This is a genomic window from Bizionia sp. M204, from assembly GCF_023205095.1.
GTDB classification, from domain to species: domain Bacteria; phylum Bacteroidota; class Bacteroidia; order Flavobacteriales; family Flavobacteriaceae; genus Algorimicrobium; species Algorimicrobium hallyeonense.
Genome location: NZ_CP046242.1, coordinates 2941565 through 2965811 on the forward strand (window position 1 = coordinate 2941565; position 24247 = coordinate 2965811).

The 24247-nt window shown below is 33.2% G+C and carries 20 protein-coding genes and 1 tRNA gene; 7 read left to right on the forward strand and 14 right to left on the reverse strand.

The genetic code is table 11. The features are described from left to right. Positions 1 to 24: 24 nt before the first annotated feature. Positions 25 to 483, reverse strand: coding sequence for a 6-carboxytetrahydropterin synthase (locus GMA17_RS13535; RefSeq protein WP_248397062.1), 459 nt, complete (start codon positions 481 to 483; stop codon positions 25 to 27). 89 nt (positions 484 to 572) lie between these two features. Here GMA17_RS13535 and GMA17_RS13540 point away from each other — a divergent pair, with 89 nt between their 5' ends. Next, entirely contained in the window at positions 573 to 1214 is a 642-nt protein-coding gene (locus GMA17_RS13540) for a 2OG-Fe(II) oxygenase (RefSeq protein ID WP_248397064.1), read from the forward strand. An 82-nt stretch (positions 1215 to 1296) separates the two neighbouring features. Here the strand turns inward: GMA17_RS13540 and GMA17_RS13545 are convergent, their stop codons facing one another. From GMA17_RS13545 to GMA17_RS13555, 3 genes are read right to left on the reverse strand one after another with little or no spacing between them, the layout of a single operon-like run. Beyond that, the gene (locus GMA17_RS13545; protein ID WP_248400709.1) at positions 1297 to 1470 is read right to left on the reverse strand and encodes a hypothetical protein; all 174 of its coding nucleotides are present in this window, start codon (positions 1468 to 1470) and stop codon (positions 1297 to 1299) included. A gap of 28 nt (positions 1471 to 1498) precedes the next feature. Next, entirely contained in the window at positions 1499 to 2833 is a 1335-nt protein-coding gene (locus tag GMA17_RS13550; RefSeq protein ID WP_248397066.1) for an MATE family efflux transporter, read from the reverse strand. Beyond that, the gene (locus tag GMA17_RS13555) at positions 2830 to 3330 is read right to left on the reverse strand and encodes a GNAT family N-acetyltransferase (protein WP_248397068.1); all 501 of its coding nucleotides are present in this window, start codon (positions 3328 to 3330) and stop codon (positions 2830 to 2832) included. The genes GMA17_RS13550 and GMA17_RS13555 overlap by 4 nt, the downstream gene beginning before the upstream one ends. Positions 3331 to 3386: 56 nt before the next feature. Here GMA17_RS13555 and GMA17_RS13560 point away from each other — a divergent pair, with 56 nt between their 5' ends. From GMA17_RS13560 to GMA17_RS13575, 4 genes are all read left to right on the forward strand, one after another. Then, complete coding sequence (locus GMA17_RS13560) at positions 3387 to 4184, forward strand: universal stress protein (RefSeq protein WP_248397070.1); 798 nt, start codon at positions 3387 to 3389, stop codon at positions 4182 to 4184. An 88-nt stretch (positions 4185 to 4272) separates the two neighbouring features. Beyond that, positions 4273 to 4346: transfer RNA gene (locus GMA17_RS13565), tRNA-Ala, on the forward strand. A 177-nt stretch (positions 4347 to 4523) separates the two neighbouring features. After that, entirely contained in the window at positions 4524 to 5939 is a 1416-nt protein-coding gene (locus tag GMA17_RS13570) for a sensor histidine kinase (RefSeq protein ID WP_248397073.1), read from the forward strand. A 172-nt stretch (positions 5940 to 6111) separates the two neighbouring features. After that, on the forward strand, positions 6112 to 6882 hold the full coding sequence (locus GMA17_RS13575; protein ID WP_248400683.1) for a response regulator: 771 nt from the start codon (positions 6112 to 6114) through the stop codon (positions 6880 to 6882). Here GMA17_RS13575 and GMA17_RS13580 read toward each other — a convergent pair. The 6 genes from GMA17_RS13580 to GMA17_RS13605 all read right to left on the reverse strand — a co-directional run bounded on the left by GMA17_RS13580 (position 6879) and on the right by GMA17_RS13605 (position 17029). Next, positions 6879 to 7415, reverse strand: a complete 537-nt coding sequence (locus tag GMA17_RS13580) for a hypothetical protein (RefSeq protein ID WP_248397075.1) — start codon at positions 7413 to 7415, stop codon at positions 6879 to 6881. The two genes, GMA17_RS13575 and GMA17_RS13580, sit on opposite strands and share 4 nt — an antisense overlap. 97 nt (positions 7416 to 7512) lie before the next feature. After that, positions 7513 to 8367, reverse strand: a complete 855-nt coding sequence (locus tag GMA17_RS13585; RefSeq protein ID WP_248397078.1) for a S9 family peptidase — start codon at positions 8365 to 8367, stop codon at positions 7513 to 7515. After that, entirely contained in the window at positions 8364 to 11123 is a 2760-nt protein-coding gene (locus tag GMA17_RS13590) for a PD-(D/E)XK nuclease family protein (protein ID WP_248397080.1), read from the reverse strand. The genes GMA17_RS13585 and GMA17_RS13590 overlap by 4 nt, the downstream gene beginning before the upstream one ends. Before the next feature lie 64 nt (positions 11124 to 11187). Continuing rightward, positions 11188 to 12543, reverse strand: coding sequence for an OmpA family protein (locus tag GMA17_RS13595; RefSeq protein WP_248397082.1), 1356 nt, complete (start codon positions 12541 to 12543; stop codon positions 11188 to 11190). Between the two features lie 123 nt (positions 12544 to 12666). Further along, entirely contained in the window at positions 12667 to 13860 is a 1194-nt protein-coding gene (kbl, locus tag GMA17_RS13600) for a glycine C-acetyltransferase (RefSeq protein WP_248397084.1), read from the reverse strand. Between the two features lie 22 nt (positions 13861 to 13882). Further along, positions 13883 to 17029 (reverse strand): exodeoxyribonuclease V subunit beta, encoded by a 3147-nt coding sequence (locus tag GMA17_RS13605; RefSeq protein WP_248397086.1) that lies wholly within the window; start codon positions 17027 to 17029, stop codon positions 13883 to 13885. Between the two features lie 128 nt (positions 17030 to 17157). Here GMA17_RS13605 and GMA17_RS13610 point away from each other — a divergent pair, with 128 nt between their 5' ends. Then, positions 17158 to 17766, forward strand: coding sequence for a superoxide dismutase (locus GMA17_RS13610; RefSeq protein WP_248397088.1), 609 nt, complete (start codon positions 17158 to 17160; stop codon positions 17764 to 17766). Positions 17767 to 18350: 584 nt separating this feature from the next. Here GMA17_RS13610 and GMA17_RS13615 read toward each other — a convergent pair. Both GMA17_RS13615 and GMA17_RS13620 read right to left on the reverse strand, forming a co-directional pair. Next, entirely contained in the window at positions 18351 to 20249 is a 1899-nt protein-coding gene (locus GMA17_RS13615; RefSeq protein WP_248397090.1) for an amidophosphoribosyltransferase, read from the reverse strand. Positions 20250 to 20319: 70 nt separating this feature from the next. Then, positions 20320 to 21246, reverse strand: a complete 927-nt coding sequence (locus GMA17_RS13620; protein ID WP_248397092.1) for a PfkB family carbohydrate kinase — start codon at positions 21244 to 21246, stop codon at positions 20320 to 20322. Between the two features lie 700 nt (positions 21247 to 21946). Here GMA17_RS13620 and GMA17_RS13625 point away from each other — a divergent pair. Further along, positions 21947 to 22699: a T9SS type A sorting domain-containing protein gene (locus GMA17_RS13625; RefSeq protein ID WP_248397094.1), complete on the forward strand. Its 753-nt coding sequence runs from the start codon at positions 21947 to 21949 to the stop codon at positions 22697 to 22699. Between the two features lie 66 nt (positions 22700 to 22765). Here the strand turns inward: GMA17_RS13625 and GMA17_RS13630 are convergent, their stop codons facing one another. Both GMA17_RS13630 and GMA17_RS13635 read right to left on the reverse strand, forming a co-directional pair. After that, positions 22766 to 23410 (reverse strand): viroplasmin family protein, encoded by a 645-nt coding sequence (locus GMA17_RS13630; protein WP_248397096.1) that lies wholly within the window; start codon positions 23408 to 23410, stop codon positions 22766 to 22768. A 125-nt stretch (positions 23411 to 23535) separates the two neighbouring features. After that, entirely contained in the window at positions 23536 to 24102 is a 567-nt protein-coding gene (locus GMA17_RS13635; RefSeq protein WP_248397098.1) for a phosphoribosylglycinamide formyltransferase, read from the reverse strand. Between the last annotated feature and the right edge of the window lie 145 nt (positions 24103 to 24247).

Consider the following 24247-nt stretch of genomic DNA (forward strand, 5'->3'; position numbering starts at 1 on the left):
GGTAAATATAATTAATTCCTATTTTTATTCGGATTCGTTATCACTAGCATACCACTCGGCAAAACTGGTATCGGTTTCCTGAAGTTTTAAGGAATGTAATGCAATATGGCTCGGTAAAAAGGATTTTATTTTATTGGCAAAATCAATCACCATCATTTCACTAGTTGGCTGATAATCCACCAAAAGTACATTATGACCACGGTCTTGAAGTTCCTTCGCTAATTCTACATGTGGTGTGTTTTTGTTAAAAACAGTGGCATGATCAAACACATCAACAATTTCTGTTTTCACAATTTTTTTTAAATCTCCAAAATCAATCACCATTCCAAACTTAACATTACCCGAATCTGAAATTGGTTTTCCAATAACGGTTACCGATAATTTATAGCTATGGCCATGTACATTTTTACATTTCCCATCATAGCCATAAAGGGCATGTCCTGTCTCGAATGAGAACTGTTTTGTAATTCGAATATTTCCCATACTATTAATTTTCCATGCAAAGATAATCGTTTTGTAAAAGGAAACGGTTTTTAGAGTACATTTGCCCACTTTTTATTTTGCATATACTTATGAATCAATTATTTGAAGAAATTGCTTTTGTTGAAAATTTACAATATGAGCGTATTATTGATGATATTTTAACAAAGAAGTACAGTTTGGTTGAAAATTTTTTCACCAATCTCGAGGTTTTGGAATTAAGAAAATCATTATTAGAAAAACATGAAGCTGATGTTTTTAAAAAAGCGGCTATTGGCAATAGGGTAAATGAAGTCATTGAAAAATCCATTCGTGGTGATGTGATTTTATGGATAGATGAAAACCGGGCAGATCCGTTAGAAGTCGCTTTCTTCAACAAAATAAATAACCTAATAGATTACTTAAATAAAACGTGTTTCTTGGGAATTTTACATAAGGAGTTTCACTATGCATTATATCCAGAAGGCACATTTTACAAACGGCATTTGGATACGTTTCAGAATGACGACAGACGAAAATTATCCTTTGTATGTTATTTAAATGAAGATGGTTGGCTACCTGAAAACGGTGGCGAATTGGTGTTGTATGTAAATGAAAATGGTGAAGAAACCGAAAAAGTAATTTATCCATTTCCTGGACGTGTGGTTATTTTTGAAAGTCAATTATTAGAACACGAAGTCAAGCCCGTTAAAACCGAACGATTGAGTATTACTGGTTGGCTTAAAACGCGCTAATTATCTGCGTTTATTGCGGTTATAAACATAAATAATTATCAATACAATTGCCAATACTAAAAAAAGCATATTTCCGCCCATACTAATCTATATTTGAGTTGTTTTTATTATATCTATAAAGCGCATAAGCAATTATTACAAGTACTAAAAATGGTAGAAATGAGCCTATAAATACGCCTATTTCATAATCGCTATTAGGTGCGTTTTTTACTTTCTCTTCAATATTTATTTCTTGCAAAATTGAAATAAGTGCCATCATTTTACTAAATAATTAGAAGTCAAAGTTACTGTTTTTCCGAAAGCGGTAAAAATTCTTGTCTAAATTTTATAATTAGTGGCAATCCTCTAGCAATAATCCAAAATGTAAAAGCTATAAAAATGCCATAAAGCTTGTAATCCAAGCTGTCCAATAAAAATAATAGCGGAACAAAAACGAGAAAGGTTGCCATCAATAATACATTGCGAAGAACTTTCATTTTACCAAGCCCTTTAAACATACCATCAAAAATAAAGGCAATAGCGCATAGTGGTTGCATGGCTAAAACAATCCAGAACACATTATAAAATTCGGTTAAAACGGACTCTTCTTTTGTAAAAACAAAACCAATAAACTGATAGAAAATAGCACCAAAGGCAGCCATAACCATCCCTAAAATAACACCATATGTTATTAGTTTATTACTTAAGGTAATTAATTTACCATATTCCTTTCCTCCTAATAATTTTCCTGATAAAATGTTTCCTGCACTGGCATAACCATCAATTATAAAAGCACCTAAAAACCATAAATTTATAGCAATGGTGTATGCGGCAATGTATTGTTTACCATAACTGGTAGAAAATGAACTCGCAAAGTAAAGGGTAACGTTCAAAGCAAGCGTTCTAACAAACAAATTGAGAATCATTATTGCAAACCGATTAATTTCTTTGTTAAACGGAAAACTAAAACGCAATGGAATAGCTGTTTTGGTCAATAAATAATAAGCCGAAATAATAGCCATTAATATTTGAGCAATAACACTTGCATAAGCTGCACCTTTAATATTCAGGGCAGGAACATAACCTTCTATACCATAAACCAAAACGATGTCTAGAACAATATTAACACTGGCGCCAACAATGGCAATAATCATTGGGTAAAAGGTGTTTTGAAGCCCTCTAAAGGTGCCAAAAATGGCAATGGTAAATAGGGTAAATGGAAAACCAAAAACGCGAATTTGGTAATACTCTACACTATAATTCAGAATTAAATCAGAGGCATTGTAGAGTTTAAAAATACTTTCGGCAAACGGATAGGTTCCTAGAATGATAAAAATACTTAGTGATGTAATTATAAAAATAGCTTGAGCTGGCAGGTTTTTCACCTTATCTAAATTATTTGCACCAACATATTGCGAAACAATAGATGAAATAGCACTACGTGTTTGCCCTAAAACCCAAATTAGCATGGAAATAAAGGTGCCAACAATACCTACGGCTGCTAATGATTCTGTGGCGTTTTCAGAAATATTTCCTACAATAGCCGTATCAGTAATAGACAAAATAGGTTCTGCCACTCCAGCAATTAATGCAGGAATGGCTAATTTATTAATATGTTTTAAACTAATGTTGGTGCTCACAATACAAATTCATAACAGTAAAAGGGATGTTCGCTTTGTTTTGGAAAATAAATAGACCCTAATTTTTTATAACCGCGAAGTTCGTAAAACTTTTGGTTTCTAGCGTTCTTTGAAAAGGTATCTAATCTGATAGAGGTAAATTCATTTTTGTTTGCCATATTTTCGGCAAAATTCATCAGTTTTCTAGCCCATCCTTTACCTTGGTAATCCGGGTGTATAGCTACCCTATGAACATATAAGTTATTGGAGTTTGGTGTTAGCCAGTCTATAGTTTCGTATTCGGCATCCATTTTAGTAGAAAGCACTAAACAGCCTATAATTTTTTTAGCTTCCTCTAGAACGTATAATTCGTTTCTAGCCACATCATTTTCAAAGGCACTTCGGTTAGGGTATTTAGAATTCCATTGTTGTATGTTTTTAGAAATCATATCAATAGCACAGGCTTTGGTAATTTCTAAAATTGTATCAATATCTTCATTGGTTCCTTTCCGAATCATAATAAAAGCGTATTTTTGCGTAAATTTTCACCTAAATTAGTTATAATTTTTTCAATATGAAGAATATTTTAGTGCCAGTAGGATCGTCTAAAAATGCGGTTAGTCATTTGCAGTATGCTGTGGATTTTGCCAAAGCATTTGGTGCAAAAATTTATGTGGTTCAAGTTTATAATATCTATTCCAAAGCTGGAACCATGATAAAAGTGGATCATATTTTAGAGCGTGAAAGTTATGAGTTTTTAAAGTCGCACGTAGCGCAAGTGGACACTAAAGGTGTTGAGATTGTTGTAAAATCATTTAAAGGCAAATTGGTGGATACACTTGAGTTAGTTTGTCACTCTTTAGATATTGATTTAATTATGATAGAACCACGGACCAACTCTTTACGAGAAGAAGTATATCTTGGAAAAACGTCTGGAAAAATTATTAAACAAACCAATATTCCCGCATTAATTGTCCCTGAAGGCGTCAGTTTTAAACCTATTGTTTATATTTTAGTGGCTTTAAAGTCTGCTATAATTAAAAAGGAATCTGCCTTAAAGCCGTTAATTGCTATTAAAGATCAGTTCCGATCTATTGTAAATTTATTACTCGTACAAACACCATTCTATAATGAAGGTGATTTTGAAATAAATCCAGATTTAGCCAAATTAATAACCAATATTACTAAAACGGAAAATGCTACAACATTTCAAGGCGTATTAGAACATTATAAGGATAATGATCCGGATATGTTATGCGTGGTAAGGCGTAAGCGTGGATTTTTCTCTAAACTATGGGAGAAAAATACTATTTTGAAAAAAGATTTTCAGAGCAACACACTTCCAGTTTTAGTATTAAGTGGTGTGAAATAAATATTTCTTCAGCAGAAGGATAAAACCTAAATAAAAATAGTTTATTTTCGTTGCTCAATAAACGAATTTCTAGTCTAAAGTTTATTTTGGGGGATTAGCTCAGCTGGCTAGAGCGCTACGCTGGCAGCGTAGAGGTCATCGGTTCGACTCCGATATTCTCCACTTAAAAAGCAATGTGAAAGCATTGCTTTTTTTATGCCTAAATTTCATAATAGTTTTTTGCAATTTCAGAAACAATTTGTAATTCAAAGATTTTTTTGAGGGTTTTGTCGAATATTGGAAGCTTTTTAAAACCTCATAAATGAGTACTGCGTAGATATGGTCCCAACCTAACTTACTATGAAATTTGTTTTATTAATTGCCCTTTTTTGTAGCTATTCTATAAACGCTCAAAGCCAAGAATTTAATCCAGAAACTAATGATGTTCCACTATATCAACTGGCAAGTTATACCAATGTTGGCGATGCGGCCTACAGTATTGAAGATATTCAATTAAACAACGATTTAATTTATAAACCGTTGCAATCAGAAAACCACAGTGTGGGTTTTACGTCTGATAATTTTTGGATTCAGTTTAAACTAACCAACTCGCAAGCAACGGAACATGTTTATTATTTAGAAACAGCTAGACCTATTACAGATGTTGCCAATTTATATCAAATAGCAGCAGCTGGCACTGAACGTTTTAAAAGTGGCGACCAAATAGCATTTAGTGAGCGCCAGGTTAACCACAGAGCAACTGTTTTTAAAATTAAACTGCCACCTAATTCAACCCAACATTTTTATGTGCATTTAAAAAGTGATGGTGAAACCATAAACATACCTTTAAATTTATATAATGAGTCTGAATTTTTACAAAACACCTACCACCAACAATTATTTCTTGGTTTGTTTTACGGTGTTTTATTGCTTGCAGGTATAATTTATTTGTTTTTCTACATCAGTTTAAAAGAACGTTCATTTTTATATTACGGCCTTTATGTGTTTTCAATAGCTCTGCTTCAAGCGGCATTAGATGGATTATTATTTGAATTTGTTTGGCCCGAAAGTGGTTATTTAAATAGTAGGATGGTATTAATTACCGCATTATTATCCAATTTATTCTTGTTGAAGTATTGCGAACATTTTTTAGATATAAAAAGCCATTTTAAAAACATAGTTAAGTACTATCAAGTTATTTATGTCGTGATAATTAGCCTATTTACATGTATTTTTATTAATGAATTTACTTTAAAAATAACGTATCCTATTAGTAATGTTAATGGTTTAATTAGTTTGCTATTAATCTTGTTTACAGTATTTGTTATGCGTTATAGAAAGATTGCTTTAGATGCTTTTTTCTCTATAGGCATTTTGTTTTTAGTGATTGGTTTACTAGGTTTTGTCATGAACAACTTGAGCTTGTTGCCAAATAATTTTTACACTGAAAATAGTGCCAAATTTGGATCGGGTCTTGAGGTGATATTCTTATCCTTATCCATGACGAACCTAATTAGAAAGTTACGTGAAGAAAAAGAAGTTTCTCAAGCTTTAGCTTTAAAAAAATCAGAAGAAATTAGTGAGGTAAAAACCTATTTCATGTCTAATATGAGTCATGAATTACGAACGCCTCTCAATGCTATTTTAGGCGCCACACAAGAACAATTGGAACAGCAAAACGGAGCAGTAGATAGTTCCTGTTTAGAAATTATTAAAAATGCCTCCTATAGCTTACTCAGTAATATAAATGATATTTTAGATTTTGTAAAAAATTGAGAAAAACGAATTAATTTTAAAGCATGATGCATTCAAACCGTTAGAGTTACTACAGCAGATTAGCGAAAATTGGAAACTGCAAGCCGAAAATAAAGGTTTACACTATACGTTTCAAATTAAAGGCACAGTACCAAAAAGTGTTCTTGGCGATAGCGATCGGTTTATACAAATTATTAATAATGTTCTTGGAAACGCGGTAAAGTTCACGAAGTCTGGCACCGTTTCTTTTGAAATGCAATGCGTTGCTATTTCCAATACTACAAGTCGGTTTTCTTTTCATTTTTCCGATACTGGTGTAGGCATACCATTAAATTTACGAGAAGATGTTTTTGATAGTTTTAGTCAAATGCGATATGATAACAAACGCCAATTTGGTGGATTGGGATTAGGGTTAACTATTGTAAATCATTTAGTAAAACGTTTTGAAGGCAACATAACTATTGATAGTGAAGAAGGCGTAGGGACAGATGTTTATATTGATATTCCATTAGAAATTAATCGTGAAAAACAGCAAAAACCACTAAATCCCCTAAATAACGATTCAAATGCTGAAAAGCATATTTTAATTGTAGAGGATAATGTAATGAATCAAATGATTATGAAGAAGCTGCTACAAATGAACTCGAAATTTACATTTGAAGTAGCCGAAAATGGCTTAAAAGCTATAAATATGCTAAAAGAAACCTGCTTTGATGTTGTTTTAATGGATTTGCAAATGCCAATTATGGATGGATATGAAGCCACTGAAATAATTAGAAGTGGACAGTTGGGTTTAAAGAATAAAAATATTCCAATTATTGCAGTTACTGCTGATGCAATGCAGGAAACACAACAGAAAGTTATTGATATGGGTATGACCGACTACATGACCAAGCCAGTAAATAAAGCGCTCCTATTTGATAAAATTGGTAATTGTACTGCTTTTTTTGCTAAACCAGCTTAAAAGTTAAGTTGCTGTTTTAAATCTGGAATGTCAACAACATCATTTAAATGGCAATTATCAATTTCAAATAAATCAGCAAAGGTTGTAAATGTTGTATTATTGGTTCGGGTACGAATGGTTCCTTTAGGGAAAAATCGTCTTTTTTCTATGAAACTAACTTTATCAATCCATCCACAAACGGTCAACTCCCGTTTGGTTTTATGATAACTACAAAAAATATAAATTTCTGTTTTAAAATAGTCTTGAAGTTTTAAAAAATTGTTGGTGTAATTTTTCCTAACATCTGTTGTTCTCCCCATTGTTTTTACATCAATAGTTTTGTTGTTCACAATTAAATCAACACCATCATCACACCCACCAGAACCATCTACTAGATCTAAATTAAAAAAAGACATCACCACAGACTGACCAATAATACCCGTTAGTTGTTGTTTTTTGGTACCATTAGCCGTGAAACGCTTTCCGAAATTGTACGTTTTAACAATAGTTTCGCAATGGGCAATCAGGGTGTTTTCAACTTTTACAGTAAACATATCGGTGGTATTTCATCGATTACTTACTGTAAGATACTAAAAATGTGTTGAGTAGCTTTTTGAGAAAATGAAAAATATAGGTTAGAGAATATTAAAATTAGGATTTTTTTGGCGTCATTATAAAAGAAATACTTGATGAAACAGCAGTTTCAAGTGCTGCAGGCAAAGCCAAATTATTCCAAGGGTGTTGACCATTAAAAACGTGATTAGAATTTTCTATTCCAATTAACTGACTATTTGTATTCCATTTATGCAATGCTTCTGCCTCCTTAAAGTTTACGGAGGAATCATCAATACCGTGTATTATTAGCTGCGGAATTTTAATTTTTTTAGTTGCTGCTTCAATATTGAGTTGTTTTTCATGAGTTTTAAAATCTTCATAAAATTGATAATTATGAGGCATTTGTTGTTGGGTTCTACTGTTTAAAACATACTTAACGCCTTCTTCTTTCCATGCTTTTAAATTGCCTATCGTTGCCGTTCTATTGGAAAAATTAGAAACACTGGCCCAAGTAATGAGTTTTTTTATTCTAGTGTCATTGGACGCTTTCAATATTGAAATTCCACCACCACGTGAATGGCCAATGAGCGTCACATTATTGGGATTAATTTCTTTTAATAATTCATTTTTTTCAGACATTAAAAAATTTAGAAAGTCCCCCAAATCATTCAGCTCTTTACTGTAATTATTTTCTGCAAAGGCTTCTAAATCCGGAAAATCAATTGGGTTTTCAGCGGTACCGCCATTATGTGAAAAATTGAATTTAACAAAAAACAAATTAGCTTTTGAAAACTGTTCAGCTACCAAATTCCATGGTCCCCAATCTTTAAAACCTTTATAGCCATGACAGAACACAACTAATGGTTTTTGTTCGCCATTTTTATTAAAAAAAGCATCCCAAAGAATTGGTTTCTGATGCTTTCTATGTAAAATTAAATTTTTGTGTATCACGAAATCTTTTTTTCAATAAAATCTACTTTTTGGTTGCAAATTTCTAAAATAAGCTGTTTTAATTGAACTTCATAATCTGCTAATATCTCATTGGAAATAAGCGCTTCCTTATCGCGACTTCCCGATTGTTTTTTTTGAAATTTTAAAAATCCAGCGCTTAGGTTCTTAAACGAAATTATTCCCGCTTCTACAGGTTCCGTAAAAGGCTTTTTAGCATGCATTAGGTACGCATACGTTAAAACCTGGAATGATTTACTGTACTTGTCGTAATCCGTTGTCAAATCGTCCCAATTGGTTATTTGTACTTTAGCAGGATCTACCCGACCCGATTTATAATCTATAATACGTATAATACCATTTCGTTTGTCAACACGATCGACTTTGCCCGTAATTCTAACCGGAAAATCCAGTTCAGGAATTTGTATTTCTGCAGTATTATTAAGTTCAATAGCTATAATTTCAAGAATGTTGCCGTCTTTTAAGTCGGCTACTTCTAAATCTAAAAAATTAGAGATGTAGCGCTTGGCAATTTCAAAGACAATTAAATTTTTGCCTTTGGTAATATCACCTTCTTTATATAAATCTTTAAAATGTTTGGTAACGGTTGCATTTATTTTGAGTTTCATTTCTGCAACCTGTTCCCAGGTTATTTGTTGGCCTTCAAAAGGTTTGTAGAAATCTTCTAGTGTATTATGGATAACCGTTCCTAATGTGTTGGCAGCAACCGTTTCTTCTACATCATCATGTTCTTTTATTTTCAATACCTTCTGAAAATAAAAATCGATAGGATTCCGAATATAACTGGTTAAAGCAGATGGTGAAAACCCTCTGGCTGCATAGGTTTTAATCTGATTTAGAACATCGTCATTTTTAGCTATTACAATTTCGTTCAAATTCGCATCCATAGCAATATCGGGAACAGCAATAGTATGCTTAATTTTATGAATGTTTTCTAGATTCAATTGGGTTATAAAACGACTTTTCTCACCACCTTTTAACGCATCAATTTCAGTGTTATAAATTATGAATACACGTCTAGCACGTTGTAATAATCGGTAAAAGTGATAGGTATAAACAGCATCTTTTTCTTTATAGGTTGGGAGTTTGTTTTCCAGTTTTACATCAAAAGGAATAAAGGAATTATTACTTTTTCCCGATGGTAAAATGCCTTCATTAACGGATGATATAATAACGGTTTCAAAATCTAAAACACGGGATTCTAACATCCCCATAATTTGTAAGCCTTCTAATGGTTCACCTTTAAAATCTAATGTTTCGGAACCTAATAGCTCTTTGTATACGCTAAATAGACTGGTAATATCTTTTAGATGTTTATACTGATTATCCAGAAGCGTAAGCTCATTAAAAAGCGTATTGAATTTGAACAGATGCTCTAATGCTAATATATTTTCTTTTTTGTGCTGTTCTAAATGTGTTTTTATTTTTAAAATTAACGCTTGGCAACTCGTTAAAGCGATGGATGGGTTGTTATTCCAATTTCCAAATAAAAGCAGAAATAAGCCTTCGTGTTGAGGTGCTAAAGCCGTTAATCGTGTTAAAGATATGTAGATTAAATTATTCGATTCTATTATCTGAACCACCTTTTGCAAGTCGTTTGAAGTACCAGATTGGAGTAGTGGACTTATAAATTGATGTGATAATAATTTAATAACGTCTTTATAATAAAAATCATTTGTTTCCTTTTTGTGGATAAAGAATAACTGTTCAAAAAGGGTTGCTAATGGAATGGATTTTAAGGGCAATCCCATGGTGATATTCAGTGCATTTATAGATTCTGGTATAGAATTCAATACAGGAAGAAGCAGGGATTCTTCGCCTAATACAACTGCTGTATTATTGAGCGTATTATTTTCTTTATGGAGCTTTTTAAGGATGTTACCAATACATTTAGCCTGCCCTACATTTTTAGGCACACCAATAACCGAAATGTCTTTTGGTTTTGTGTAGTTGTCCGCTATCCAATTCATAGAATTGGTTTCAAAATAAGTCCAGTTTTTTTTATGTTGTCTGATAAATAGACTGGCATCATGATTTTTGTTTTCAAAAAAAGCGTCATCAATATCCCAATAAATATCAGCATGACTATTTTCTAATAGTTCTTGGATGATGGTTTCTTCAGCTTTATTTAGCGCATTGAAACCTAAAAAGACGTGATGTTTTTCAGGGTTGGCTTCAATATAATTCTGAATGCTTTCAACAGCTTCCCTATAAATTAATCCTTGATAGCCTTTCTTTTTATTAACGAGATTTTCGGTAAGTTGGTTGTAGTATATTTTAAGTCTTTTCCAAAATACGAGATAATTTTTTATAAAATCGGTTTGGTTGGTATCTACGGACCAGTGGTTTATTTCTTTTATAGCACTTAAATAGTCGAATATCTTTTCTTGAGGAATAAGGTATCTGTCAATTTCATTAAAATCTTGAAGTAGTATTTGTGCCCATTTAGAAAAGGTATCAAAACTATCGGGATTTTTCGTGTTGTGAACTTGAAGGTAAGTTTCGTAAAACTCAAAAAGCAATTCGGTATTGGATATCGCTTTAAGTTGTGAAAGTTCTTCTACAAACTCTTCAATACTTAGTATAGTTGGAGAAAATATAGGTTGTAATAATGACGTGGATAATTCATGTTTTAAAAACACACCAGCACGTTTGCTAGGCAGAATAAGTGTAATATTGGAAATATCAACTTGCTTTTTGTTTAAATCGGCAAGGACGTCATGTATAAAAGTTGTCATATTATAAAAATAAAAAACGCTCCGAATATTCGGAGCGTTTTTCTATTTATTTATGTGAAATAAATTATTTCACTAAATTGATTTCTACACGTCTGTTGTTAGCTCTACCAGCTCTAGTTTTATTAGAGTCAATTGGCTTAGCTTCACCAAAACCTTTAGAAGATAATCTGAATTGATCGATACCATTACTTGTTAAGTAATCCTTAACTGATAACGCTCTAGCTTCAGATAATTCTTGATTAAGTTTCTCACTACCAACACTATCCGTATGACCTTCTACTGTAAATTTAGCATTAGGGTACTCATTTAAGATAGCAATGATATCTTCAAGTACTTTTTCAGATTGTTTTTTGATAGAAGATTTACCTGTATCAAATAAGATTGTTTTAGCATAAGCATTTAAAGCTTTTTGTACAGCTTCAGTTACTTCTGGACAACCATTGTTAGCAACAGTACCAACTTTGTCTGGACATAAATCATCTTTATCAGCAACACCGTCACCATCTCTATCTGGCCAAGGACAACCTTTATTAGCTGCAGGACCTGCTACATTTGGACATTCGTCTAAATGATCAGCAACACCGTCACCATCAGCATCAGGACAACCGTTTAAAGATTTTAAACCAGCAACTGTTGGGCAATCATCGTCTTTGTCTGGAACACCGTCACCATCTGTATCAGGACATCCGTTAAATTCAGCTGGACCAGCCTCGTTTGGACAAGAATCTTTACTATCTTCAATGCCGTCACCATCTGTATCAGGACAACCGTTGAAAGCTGCTAAACCAAATACTTCTGGACAAGCGTCATCTTTGTCATATATTCCATCACCATCTGTGTCTTTTCCTCCGAATTTAACTGTAATACCAGCTGTATGTTGGAAATGTGTGTCTAAATAATCTTCGAATGCATGCTTGTATGCTGACTGAACTGTAAGTCCTACGTTTTCACTAACCCAAAAATTAATTCCTAAAGTTCCGTTTAATGTTCCAGCACCAATGTCATCAACCCATGTGTAACCACCACCTACTCCTAGGTAAGGATCTAACCAAGAGACATCAATTAATTGACCAAAACTATATTTTACAATACCGTCAAGTCCGTAATATGTGACATCAGCATATTTACTAGAATCATCTCCAAATTTATCAATTTTGTTTAAGGAAGCTGTTGCACCTAATGTAAATCCATTACTTAAATAACGGCCTACTGTTAATGAAGATAATGATGGCAAAATGTTCCAGTGGTCTGTAGCATTAAAGTATTCATCAAAATATTCACCAAGTGGCGCGTTTTCACCCGTTGGGTAAAAATCAACTGCGTTAGTTCCTAGGGTAATAGCCCAAGGATTGTTTTCATCTTGTGCGTACGTGTTACTCATACCTAACATAGCGAACAATAATCTGCTAAGATTTTTCATATTCAAAAATTTAATTTTTAAGTGTTAATTGTAAACAAAAGTAAGTTGTTAAATATTATTAACAAAGACAAATATAGAAAAATATTGTATAATTCCCCTAAAATCTGCTTGTTTGTCATTATTTTAAATAATTTCTAATTGTTTGCCGACTTTTATAAAAGCAGAAATGGCTTGATCCAAATGCTCTTTTTCATGTGCGGCCGATAGTTGCACTCGAATACGTGCTTTATCCTTTGGTACTACTGGAAAAAAGAAGCCAATAACATAAATACCTTCTTTAAGTAACATATTTGCCATAGTTTGCGATAATTTTGCGTCATATAACATAATAGGAACAATAGCCGAGTCGCCGTCCACAATATCAAAACCTGCTTTTTTAATACCTGCTTTAAAGTATTCTGTGTTCCACGCTAGTTTATCACGTAAGGTAGTATCTTTAGATAACATATCAAACACCTTTATAGACGCACCAACAATAGCTGGTGCTAAAGAATTTGAAAATAAATATGGTCTCGAACGTTGACGTAATATTTCAATAATTTCTTTTTTAGCTGTAGTATAACCTCCCATTGCACCACCCATGGCTTTTCCTAAAGTTCCAGTAATGATATCAACACGATCCATAACACCTTTTTCTTCAAGGGTTCCACGTCCTGTTTTTCCTATAAAACCTGTAGCATGACATTCATCAATCATTACCATAGCATCATATTTATCTGCTAAATCGCAAATTTCATCTAGAGGTGCTAACAAACCGTCCATAGAGAAAACACCATCTGTAACTATAATTTTATGGCGCGCACCGTTTTTATTAGCGGCAATTAATTGTTTTTCCAAATCTTCCATATCGTTATTTTGGTATCGATATCGGGCGGCCTTACATAAACGAACACCATCAATTATAGACGCGTGATTTAAAGAATCAGAAATGATAGCATCTTCTTTGTCAAACAAAGGTTCAAAAACACCACCATTAGCATCAAAAGCGGCGGCGTATAATATGGTGTCTTCCGTTCCGTAAAAATCGGCTATTTTTTGTTCTAATTCTTTGTGGATATCTTGTGTTCCACAAATAAAACGTACTGAAGATAAACCAAATCCATGTGTATCCATAACATCTTTTGCTGCTTGAATAACATCTGGGTGTGAGGACAACCCTAAATAATTATTCGCACAAAAGTTTAAAACCGTCTCGCCTGTGCTTAATGTAATTTGCGCTCCTTGTGCAGAGGTAATGACACGTTCGGTTTTATAAAGTCCGTTATCTTTTATTTCTTCTAACTCGTTCTCTAAGTGTTGTTGAATTTTTCCGTACATAATCTTTAATGTTTTTACAAAGTTAAAATTCTTTTATAGCAATGCCATCATTTATATAGATAAGTATTTTTTTAGTGACTTGAAAGTTCATAACCTTTAAAATAGATTCATAGCTTTCTAATTGCTGAATATGAGTTGGTAGTTCCTTTCCTGCTTTATAATCTATTATTACAGCATCTTTATTATTTTGAATCACCAATCGGTCTGGTCTTAAAATGCCGCCATCATTAGAAATAATATCACGCTCATTATAAACTGTTATGTTTTCATTCTTATAATAAGGTGCCAGTTTTGGATGATTAATAATTTGTAATACCGTTTCCTTTAAAATAGGTTCTTGTGTTTGATTAATGGTGCCATTTTCTAAAAAAGATTGCAATACATAATCTACATCAGCTTCCGTTTTAATTTCTGCCATAATATCATGAATCAGGTTTCCTTTTTCAATAGCTTTTTCTTGAATGGTATCCCATAAACTTGCCGAACGCGTAATAATTTTAATATTGTGTGCTTCTTTTGGTGTTGATATAAAACTATTCCGAATAATTGTTGACGGCTCTTTAGTCTTGGTTTTGGATTCCTTTTTTTGATTTCCAAATTGATAGCGTAATTGCCTGTTTTCCCATGTACCTATTTGTTGCAAATAGCTAATTAAAAAGCCAGCATAACTTTTTTGGTTGACATCTCCTTTGGCATTGATATCCAATTTTGAAATTACGTATAATTGCTCAACAGGTCTGGTAAGGGCTACATATAAAATATTAATATTATCGAGTTCTAATTCGGATTGATGCCTATTAAAAATCTGCTTTCCAGCATCACCAAAATTTTCAAAAGCTTTACTGTAATTTAATAGGGTGTGACTAAAACCATTAAAGGTTTCTGGATTAATAGGAAACCACTCTTGAGGTGTAATTTCTCGATATATATCCAAATCCGCAAAAGGGAATATAACCACTGGAAATTCGAGGCCTTTAGATTTGTGAACCGTCATGATCTGAATAGCCTGATAACCTTCAGGCGTTACAATACTTAATTTCTCGTTTTTAGAGTCGAAATAATGCAAAAAGCTACCAATATCCGCTAGTTGTTTTTCGGAAAATTCTAAAACCACATCCATATAATATTGAATAAATGCATCCGAATGTTTTACTAATTTAAATTGGCGAATAATGGTTTCTACCAAATCATAAAATGACAGCTGAATCAATTCATTATAATCAATAAAAAAGTCTAGCGACTCCAATTGCTTGAACAAGGCCGATACATGAAAAGGAATATGGGCTTTTAAAAAGCTATGTTTATCTTCAATGGCACATAAATGGGCAATATGTAGCAGAATTTCAGCTTTGGTTTCTTGATTTTCAGGCTGTAAAAGTAAGCGTAACACGTTGTTGACAAACTGCACATTTTGCGAGCTATTTAATAATAAAGTTTCAGACGACATGATGTTCAAGCCTTGTTCACTTAAATAATTAGCTATGGCAATACCCTCTTTTTTCTTTCGGACCAAGACGCAAATATCGGCTTCCTGATACCCGTTTTCCAAACAGGATTTAATGGTGTTATATACTTCTTCGGAATAAGCTAAAGCTTTATCATCTACATCATTTAAATCCAAAAACTCTAATTGCACATAACCAGTCTCCTCTTTTCTTGTAAGCTGATTAGCCATTTGATATAAACCACTATGATCTGGATGACTAAAAATAGTGTCAGATAAATAGTTAAAGAAACCATTGTTGAAATTGATAATTTCTTGAAAGCTTCTAAAATTTGATTCTAACGGAATTATTTTAGGTTCTAAATGGAAAGGGTTTTCTGTTTGGTTATATAAGTTGATAAACTGTTCGGCTTTTCCACCACGCCATCTGTAAATAGCTTGTTTAGCATCGCCTACCAACATCATGCTTCCTGGTTGTGATGCTATGGCATTATCCAATAAGGGCGTTAAATTTTGCCATTGTAATTCAGATGTGTCTTGAAACTCATCAATAAAATAATGCTTGAACTTTTCGCCAATTCGTTCATAAATAAAAGGGGTTGGTTGGTTTTTTATTTCCTGACTAATTAAGCCATTAAACTCGGAAATAAGCATCACATTTTGTTCCTCTTTAATAAGTTGAAGTTCGGTATTTATAGCGCTTAAAACGGATAGTGGTGTTAGGTTTCTATATATAGCTTTTAACAGTTTGAAATTTAATACGGCCGTTTTGGTGGTAATAAAAAACTCGGCTAATTGCGGTTGGACGCTTTCAATAATTGCCGCAGTGTTTGCATCAGTTTTGGATTTTGGGTAAATCGTGCTGCCTTCTACTAATTCGGTAGGCCATTTTACGGTATCTACATTTTGATTAAAATCGCCGTCCGATACCTTTTTGAAATAATTAGGAATAGACCCGCGTGAGAAATTTTCATATACCAATCCATTATCGGCTATGAAATCTAGCGCTTGCGCTGCGCTATTCATACTTAATTGTTCTGTTTTTTTAATTTCCTCACGTAGTGTGTTTTTTAAAGCTTTAAAATCGTCTAACGTTTTGTCTTGAAGATTTTCAATAAACGGTCTGTCGTTCTCATTAACTAGCAATTTTGAAATGGCATAAAAATCTCTGGATACGTCCCAACTTTTATCATCATCGGCCTTTTCAATAGCAAAATCGACCAAGGTTTTGGTTAAGCGCTTATCAGTTCCGGCTTTGGAAATTAATCGGTCTACTGCTTCATTTAATAGGGTTTCAACATCTAAAGCGACTTCAAAATTTAAAGGTAATTTTAAATCGTGGGCAAAAGTTCTGATAATCTTGTGTGTAAAACCATCTATCGTGGATATATCAAAAGCCGCGTAATTATGCATAATAGCATCAAGAATCTTATGGCTTTTGGCGGTTAAATCATCTGCAGACAAATTTAAATCGCGACAAAGTTCATCAAACATGGGATTTGATTGTGTGGATATATCTTCTGAAGAAAAATTTTTTAAAGCATCTATTATTCGTGTTTTCATTTCGCCAGCTGCTTTATTGGTAAAGGTAATAGCGAGAATGTTTTTAAAAGCCAGCATACTAGAAGCTTGTAATAAAATAGTTAAATAGGCTTTAACTAAAGTATAAGTTTTACCACTTCCAGCTGAAGCATTATAAATAAGAAACGGATGGTTGGCCGGCATAAGGAATTTGAAATTTTATACAATATAAAAACTATCGATGAGTTGATAGGTATTTATTATTTTTAATTGATAGCGATATTCCGTAAATTTGAGAGAATTAAATTATTAACACTAAAAACAGATATATTATGGCTTTCGAATTACCGAAATTAAAATATGCTTATGATGCGTTAGAGCCGCACATAGATGCACGCACAATGGAAATACATCACTCAAAGCACCATGCTGGTTATACTTCAAAATTAAATGATGCTATAAAAGGTACGGATTTAGAGGGAAAAACAATAGATAATATCCTTATTAATTTGGATATGGATAACAAAGCGGTTAGAAATAATGGCGGTGGATTTTATAACCACTCCTTATTTTGGGACGTAATGAATCCAGAAGGAAAAGGCCGTTTGTCTGGCGACCTAAAAGATGCTATTGAAGCAGCTTATGGAAACATGGAAGAATTTAAAACAAAATTTAGTAATGCCGCAGCAACACAGTTTGGTTCTGGATGGGCTTGGCTATGTGTTCATAAAGGTGGTAAAGTTGAAATTTGCTCGACACCAAATCAAGATAACCCACTAATGCCAGGTGTTGGTTGTGGTGGAACACCAATTTTAGGATTGGATGTTTGGGAACATGCATATTACTTAAATTACCAAAACAGACGTCCTGATTATATTGATGCATTTTTTAATGTAATCAATTGGAATGAAGTTGAAAGACGTTATGCTGAGGCAAAATAAGGCGTAAAACGTTTAATTATATGGAAAGCAAATCTGAAAGGGTTTGCTTTTTTTTTGAACATGAAAGTATTGAAAATGAAAAAAGGCGAACAGATGTTCACCTTTTTTGCCCCAAATCTACCATAAACTTAACCTACTTATGTTATGGTGAAACAAATAAACGGCACTTATTTTCCACTAAAAAAAAAACTAGACAAACGACTTATAAACTGGGACAAACGAATATTTAAGCTTTAAAATCTATTTTTTTTAATTATAAAGCTGAAGTTTGTAAGTCCTTGAAAATGAATGGTAAAATCAATTAATATGCTATAATTGAGAAGTAAGAGCAACTTGCTCGCTGATTAAGGGTAGAATTCAATAATAATGAAAATGGTTTCAATTTTAGGTGTTTATTAAAAATAAAAAAAGGCGAACAGAAGTTCACCTTTTTTTGCCCCAAATCTACCATGAACTTAACCTACTTATGTTATGGTGATTCTAAAGTATATTATTTTTAAGCTTAAAAACTATTAATCCGATGAAATGCTAATAAACTCGATAAAAAGCAATATTATACAGGTAATTAGCACATATTCAATGTGTTAATACGCACGATCTTTGTTTCCTTCAAAGAAGTTAATAAAGGCACGATTTACAACACGATTACCTCCTGCTGTTGGATAATTGCCCGTAAAGTACCAATCGCCTAAATTTTTAGGACACGCTTTATGTAAATTTTCTATGGGCTGGAATATGGCAACAACTTCCGCGTTAATGTTTTCATTAGATATTAATTGGGCTATTTTATCCGAAATGGCATCAGCTGAAAATTGTGAATACAAATCTTTTACAAAATTCCGAACATCTTTATCTTCCAATTCAACTTGGGCCTTACATTTGTCGTAAACCTCTTGTATTAAATGGTATTTGTTGTTTTCTTCCAATAATTCTAACATGGCTCTGAAGGCAATTAAATCTTCCAAACGTGCCATATCTATACCATAACAATCGGGATATCTAATTTGTGGTGCAGATGAAACGACTATAATCTTTTTAGGATGTAAGCGATCCATCATTTTTATAATACTTTTCTTTAATGTGGTACCACGAACAATACTATCGTCAATAATTACCAAATTATCGGTTGGTTTAATGACTCCATAGGTTACATCATAAACGTGAGCTACTAAATCGTCGCGACTACTATCTTCCGTAATAAAGGTTCTTAACTTAACATCCTTTATGGCTATTTTTTCAATACGTGGTCGTTCAGATAAAATATTAGTAACAACTTCAGCGCTTAATTTGCCATTACCATCTAAAATAGCTTGCGTTTTTTTCTTGTTTAAATGTTCCTCAACTGTTTCTATCATTCCAAAGAAAGACGTTTCCGCAGTATTAGGGATATATGAAAACACAGTATTCTTGGTGTCGTTATCAATGGCTTCTAAAACCTTAGGCATTAAAAATTTACCCAAGTTTTTTCGTTCTTGATAAATTTCAGCATCACTACCACGCGAAAAATAAATACGTTCAAATGAACAGGCTTTGCGCTCCAAAGGTTCCAGTATTTTTTTAATTGCAACTTCACCAGATTTTTTGGTAATAATGGCATGTCCAGGTTCTAGCTCCTTAACATCATCAAAATCCACATTGAAAACAGTCTGAATAACAGGGCGTTCAGAAGCTACTACAACTACTTCATCATCCTTATAGTAATAAACTGGTCTTATTCCTGCTGGATCGCGAAGAACAAAGGAATCTCCATGTCCTAATAATCCAGCCATAGCATAACCACCATCCCAATCTTTAGCCGATTTTTTTAGGATTTTAGCAACATTTAAACGCTCAGCAATTAATGGTGAGCATTCATGCTTGTTATATCCTTCTTTTTTTAATTTTCTGTATATTTTGGAAACAGCATCATCTAAGAAGTGACCTATTTTTTCCATAATAGTAACGGTATCTGCCATCTCTTTAGGATGCTGACCTATACGCACCAAACCATCAAAAAGCTCATTAACATTGGTCATGTTAAAGTTTCCAGCAACAATCAGGTTTCTATGCATCCAGTTGTTTTGGCGTAAAAATGGATGGACACTCTCAACACTATTTTTACCAAATGTTCCGTAACGCACATGTCCTAAAAGTACTTCACCTATATATGGAATGTGTTTTTTTTGAAGTTCCACATTATCAACATATTCCGGGTTTTCGGTAAGCTCCTTATTAATGCGTTCATTTATTTGTGCAAAAATGTCCTGAATAGGTTGTTGTGCAATGGAGCGGACACGACTAATGTAGCGTTCGCCAGGTTGCGTATCTAATTTAATACTAGCAAAACCAGCACCATCTTGTCCTCGGTTGTGCTGTTTTTCCATTAACAAATACATTTTATTAACACCATAAAAGGCGCTACCGTATTTTTCTTTATAGAATTCCAGTGGTTTTAGTAAGCGAATTTGTGCAATACCACATTCATGTTTTAAAGCGTCACTCATTGTTGTGTTGTGTTGTAGTGTGTACTATTATGTAAATTAAAAACGCGCTCAATTTATGAGCGCGTTTGTATTATGTTAATTCAATATCGAATTGTGTTAAACTCTTAAACTGTTGCAAGCGTTGGTGAACTTCGTTACTTTTTAAATTCACCATGCGTTCTGTGCCAAATTTCTCGACACAAAAGGAGGCTAATGTAGACCCATAGATCACGGCATTCTTCATGTTGTCAAACGAAACATCATCAGATTTTGCTAAATAACCTGCAAAACCACCAGCAAATGTATCTCCAGCACCTGTAGGATCAAAAACTTCTTCTAATGGTAAAGCTGGGGCGTAGAATACTTTATCATTATGAAACAATAATGCACCATGTTCACCTTTCTTAATCACCACATATTTTGGTCCCATATCATGAATTTTTCTAGCCGCAACAACTAACGAATATTCGCCAGTAAGTTGTCTTGCTTCTTCATCATTAATGGTAATTACATCTACCTTTTTAATTACGTTTAGCAAATCGTCTAATGCACAATCCATCCAGAAATTCATGGTGTCTAAAATCACCAATTCTGGCTTGTTTTCCATTTGTTCTAAAACGCTTAATTGCACTAAAGGATGTAGGTTTCCAAGCATCACAATTTTGGCATCACGATAATTGGTTGGAACTACTGGTTGGAAATCTGCTAATACATTCAGCTCTGTTGCCAAGGTGTCACGCGTGTTCATATCATTATGATATTTACCACTCCAGAAAAATGTTTTGCCTTCCTTTACAATTTCAACACCTGAAATATCAACGTTTCTTTCTGATAATAAATTTAAATATTCCTGTGGAAAATCGCCACCAACAACTGAAACAGCTGCTGCATCCACATTAAATTGCGAAGCGGCAAGTCCAATATATGTAGCTGCGCCTCCTAAAATTTTATCAGTTTTTCCAAAAGGTGTTTCAATAGCATCAAAAGCTACGGTTCCTACAATTACTAATTTACTCATAAAAAGGTTTGAAAATTTGGTGCAAAGATACGGTTTTTAGTTACTAAATTCCGAATTAATTTTATCAGTGCATTTATGGTTGGTGTTTGAGGTCTGATTGTTTTTTTAGATTTGGTTAACAGGCTTGCAGGTGTTAGATGAACACAATAATACTTATTAAGCATACTGTAAAGTTTTATTTAAGTATGCTATAACCCAACGGTTTATTTATGTGTTTGATTTTTAGTTTTTTACTCTTTTTTTCAGTGTAAAGTTCTATTTTCTTTGGATTTTTTTGACATTTAATTTTTATTTTTGCGGCCGAAATTAATTTTAACCCCAAATTTTATGACCAAAAAGTACTTTTCTATTCTATGATATTTTAAGGCTTGTCACTACAGTACTTGGACAAAACTATGGAACCATCTCAAACGGCTCCATTTCTTACAGTCTTGGCAAGTATATAACACTTAAAATGATGATCAGCAAAGCTTTATTCTAGTATTATATTAAACAATATGCTATTTCTGAAACGTTAATCACACCTGAAGCAATAGATGTTTCTTTAAAGTGACAGGTTTGTTTAAACCCAACTTTTGGTGTTTAAGATTTTTCAATGTCAATTAACATACCAATCGGGTTTACGTTTTAGTGAAGATTATAAAAACGCTATGCCTTTGTTAGCAGCAAAAAATAATTACTCAACTTAATTGAAAAAAAAATGAAAAAAAATTACTTATCCATTAAAACAACCTTAGTTCTAGCTTTCACGTTTTTATTACAAAATTTAACAGCACAGTGTGTTGTAAGCAATAACCCTCAATTTGCATTCCCTTGGGAAAGTACCGCAAATTGGTCTATAGGTCAAGGCTTTACTGCAGAGTGTAGTGGTGCTTTAGAGTACGTTCAATTCCTTGCCGGTACAACTGGTACAATATCAGCTGGTACGCTTAAAGTATATAGTGGTAATACGGTTAGTGGAACACCTATTTATACGCAAGCGTATCCTGAAATAACCATTAGTCAAGCAAACGACCCTATTAGAATAAATGTTACTGGCAACGTAAATGTAACTCAAGGCAACCAATATACTTTTGAATTTACCATAGATACAGGTATGAGTATTGTTGCTGATTTTACTAATGGATATTCTGGAGGTAATACTTTCCGGGATGGAGCTAGTTTATCTTTAACCGATGCCAAATTTTCAGTTTCAATTTCAGAAGATACATTAGGTCTTGATGCGTTTAGTGTTTCCAATAGTATAAAAGTATTACCAAATCCCGCTTCCGAATATATTAAAGTTTCAGGCTTAAAAAATATAGCAACATATAGTATTTATAATGCATTAGGTTCAAAAATCACTCATGGTAAAACTTCTGATAATGAGGCTATTGATATTAAAAGCTTCGCCAATGGTTTGTACTTTTTAAAATTAGAAAATGGTAACACCGTAAAATTTATTAAAGATTAAACAACTCAATGTTTTTGCTAACACAGGCATCAAGAACGCTGTATCTTTTAAAAGATATAGCGTTTTTTATTTCCTGCCAAAATCTGCAGGAATTTCTCCCCAAGCTTTGGTTTCCCATTTTACAATGGTTGTGGTGTACGTGTTTTCATTTAGCCATTTTACGCCACGGTCTACCAATTCAAAAAGTTTAGCGTTTTTTTCATTTCGTGGTAATTTGGTATTGCAGGTTTTTTTGCGCACCCAACTCATAGCTATTTTAGAATCGGTGTACAAAATGCGGTCGCTATTATGTTGCTTTAAAAAGGCTAATCCGTGAACAAGCGCTAAAAATTCGCCAATATTATTAGTTCCTTCGGGAAAAGGACCTTGAATAAATAATTGTTTTTTAGATTTAGTGTCTACACCTCTATATTCCATAATACCTGGATTTCCAGACGATGCCGCATCAACAGCTATTGAATTGTAATTAGGTTGTCCTATTTTTTTAAGCTGGACTTCAGATAATTCACTTTTAAATCCTTTCTTCTTGCCAATAAAATCTTTGTAATTACTGTTTAAAGCTTTTTTGGCCGCATCAAAAGTGTCAAAAGATTTATAAACTGCACCTTGGTAATCCTTAACCTGCGCTTTACAGTCGTTCCAAGTTTCAAAAACACCAGTTTTATGACCTTTCCAAACGGTATAATATTTTTTCTTCTTCTTTTTGGACACGAATTATGCGGTTTAGTTTAAAATAGTATTGGTGTTTTGCTTGGTCATTCAGAGCAATAGCGATGAATCTCTTTTATTCCATATTCTATAGAGATTCTTAAGTCGTACCTCCTTCTGAATGCCATTTATTTGCTTAATAGTTCCTCAATTACTTTCGGAAAATGTTCCATTTCCAATGCATGAATTTTTTCGGCTACACCTTCGGCAGTATCTGTAGGTAAAACAGGACAGGTTGCTTGAAATATGAGTGCGCCCTCATCATAATGTTCGTTTACATAATGAATACTAATACCTGTTTCAATTTCTTTATTTGCAACAATAGCATGATGAACATGCATACCATACATACCTTTACCACCATAATTAGGCAAAAGTGCAGGGTGAATATTAATAACTTTATTTGGGAACGCTGCCAAGATATGCTCGGGAAATTTCCAAAGAAAACCCGCTAACACAATTAAATCGGGTTGAAAGGTTTTTAGGATATTCAAAACATCATCGGACTTTAAAAACGCTTGTCTATTGAATGAAAACGCGCTAATATTTAGATTTTTAGCACGCTCCAGTACTTTGGCATGAGGATTGTTGGTCATAACATGCGTAACTTCAACATCCGCGTTGTTTAGAAAAAACTTAATTAAATTTTCAGCATTAGATCCAGATCCGGACGCAAAAATTACAATACGTTTCATATAGCAGCTTGTCATGTCATGATTAGTTCCGCAAAAAAAAGAATAAATTATAACAATTAGAAGGTAAAAAGGATTTACTTAAAGGAAATTTAGTAAATTACAACCACATTTTTGCAGTAAAGGTGTGGAATAAGAATAAAATTTT

Excerpts from the sequence above, each read along its gene's own strand:
- GMA17_RS13535 (WP_248397062.1), bottom strand. The coding sequence starts at position 483 with ATGGGAAATATTCGAATTACAAAACAGTTCTCATTCGAGACAGGACAT.
- GMA17_RS13540 (WP_248397064.1), top strand. The coding sequence starts at position 573 with ATGAATCAATTATTTGAAGAAATTGCTTTTGTTGAAAATTTACAATAT.
- GMA17_RS13545 (WP_248400709.1), bottom strand. The coding sequence starts at position 1,470 with ATGGCACTTATTTCAATTTTGCAAGAAATAAATATTGAAGAGAAAGTA.
- GMA17_RS13555 (WP_248397068.1), bottom strand. The coding sequence starts at position 3,330 with ATGATTCGGAAAGGAACCAATGAAGATATTGATACAATTTTAGAAATT.
- GMA17_RS13560 (WP_248397070.1), top strand. The coding sequence starts at position 3,387 with ATGAAGAATATTTTAGTGCCAGTAGGATCGTCTAAAAATGCGGTTAGT.
- GMA17_RS13570 (WP_248397073.1), top strand. The coding sequence starts at position 4,524 with ATGAAATTTGTTTTATTAATTGCCCTTTTTTGTAGCTATTCTATAAAC.
- GMA17_RS13580 (WP_248397075.1), bottom strand. The coding sequence starts at position 7,415 with ATGTTTACTGTAAAAGTTGAAAACACCCTGATTGCCCATTGCGAAACT.
- GMA17_RS13590 (WP_248397080.1), bottom strand. The coding sequence starts at position 11,123 with ATGACAACTTTTATACATGACGTCCTTGCCGATTTAAACAAAAAGCAA.
- GMA17_RS13595 (WP_248397082.1), bottom strand. The coding sequence starts at position 12,543 with ATGAAAAATCTTAGCAGATTATTGTTCGCTATGTTAGGTATGAGTAAC.
- kbl (WP_248397084.1), bottom strand. The coding sequence starts at position 13,860 with ATGTACGGAAAAATTCAACAACACTTAGAGAACGAGTTAGAAGAAATA.
- GMA17_RS13605 (WP_248397086.1), bottom strand. The coding sequence starts at position 17,029 with ATGCCGGCCAACCATCCGTTTCTTATTTATAATGCTTCAGCTGGAAGT.
- GMA17_RS13610 (WP_248397088.1), top strand. The coding sequence starts at position 17,158 with ATGGCTTTCGAATTACCGAAATTAAAATATGCTTATGATGCGTTAGAG.
- GMA17_RS13615 (WP_248397090.1), bottom strand. The coding sequence starts at position 20,249 with ATGAGTGACGCTTTAAAACATGAATGTGGTATTGCACAAATTCGCTTA.
- GMA17_RS13620 (WP_248397092.1), bottom strand. The coding sequence starts at position 21,246 with ATGAGTAAATTAGTAATTGTAGGAACCGTAGCTTTTGATGCTATTGAA.
- GMA17_RS13625 (WP_248397094.1), top strand. The coding sequence starts at position 21,947 with ATGAAAAAAAATTACTTATCCATTAAAACAACCTTAGTTCTAGCTTTC.
- GMA17_RS13635 (WP_248397098.1), bottom strand. The coding sequence starts at position 24,102 with ATGAAACGTATTGTAATTTTTGCGTCCGGATCTGGATCTAATGCTGAA.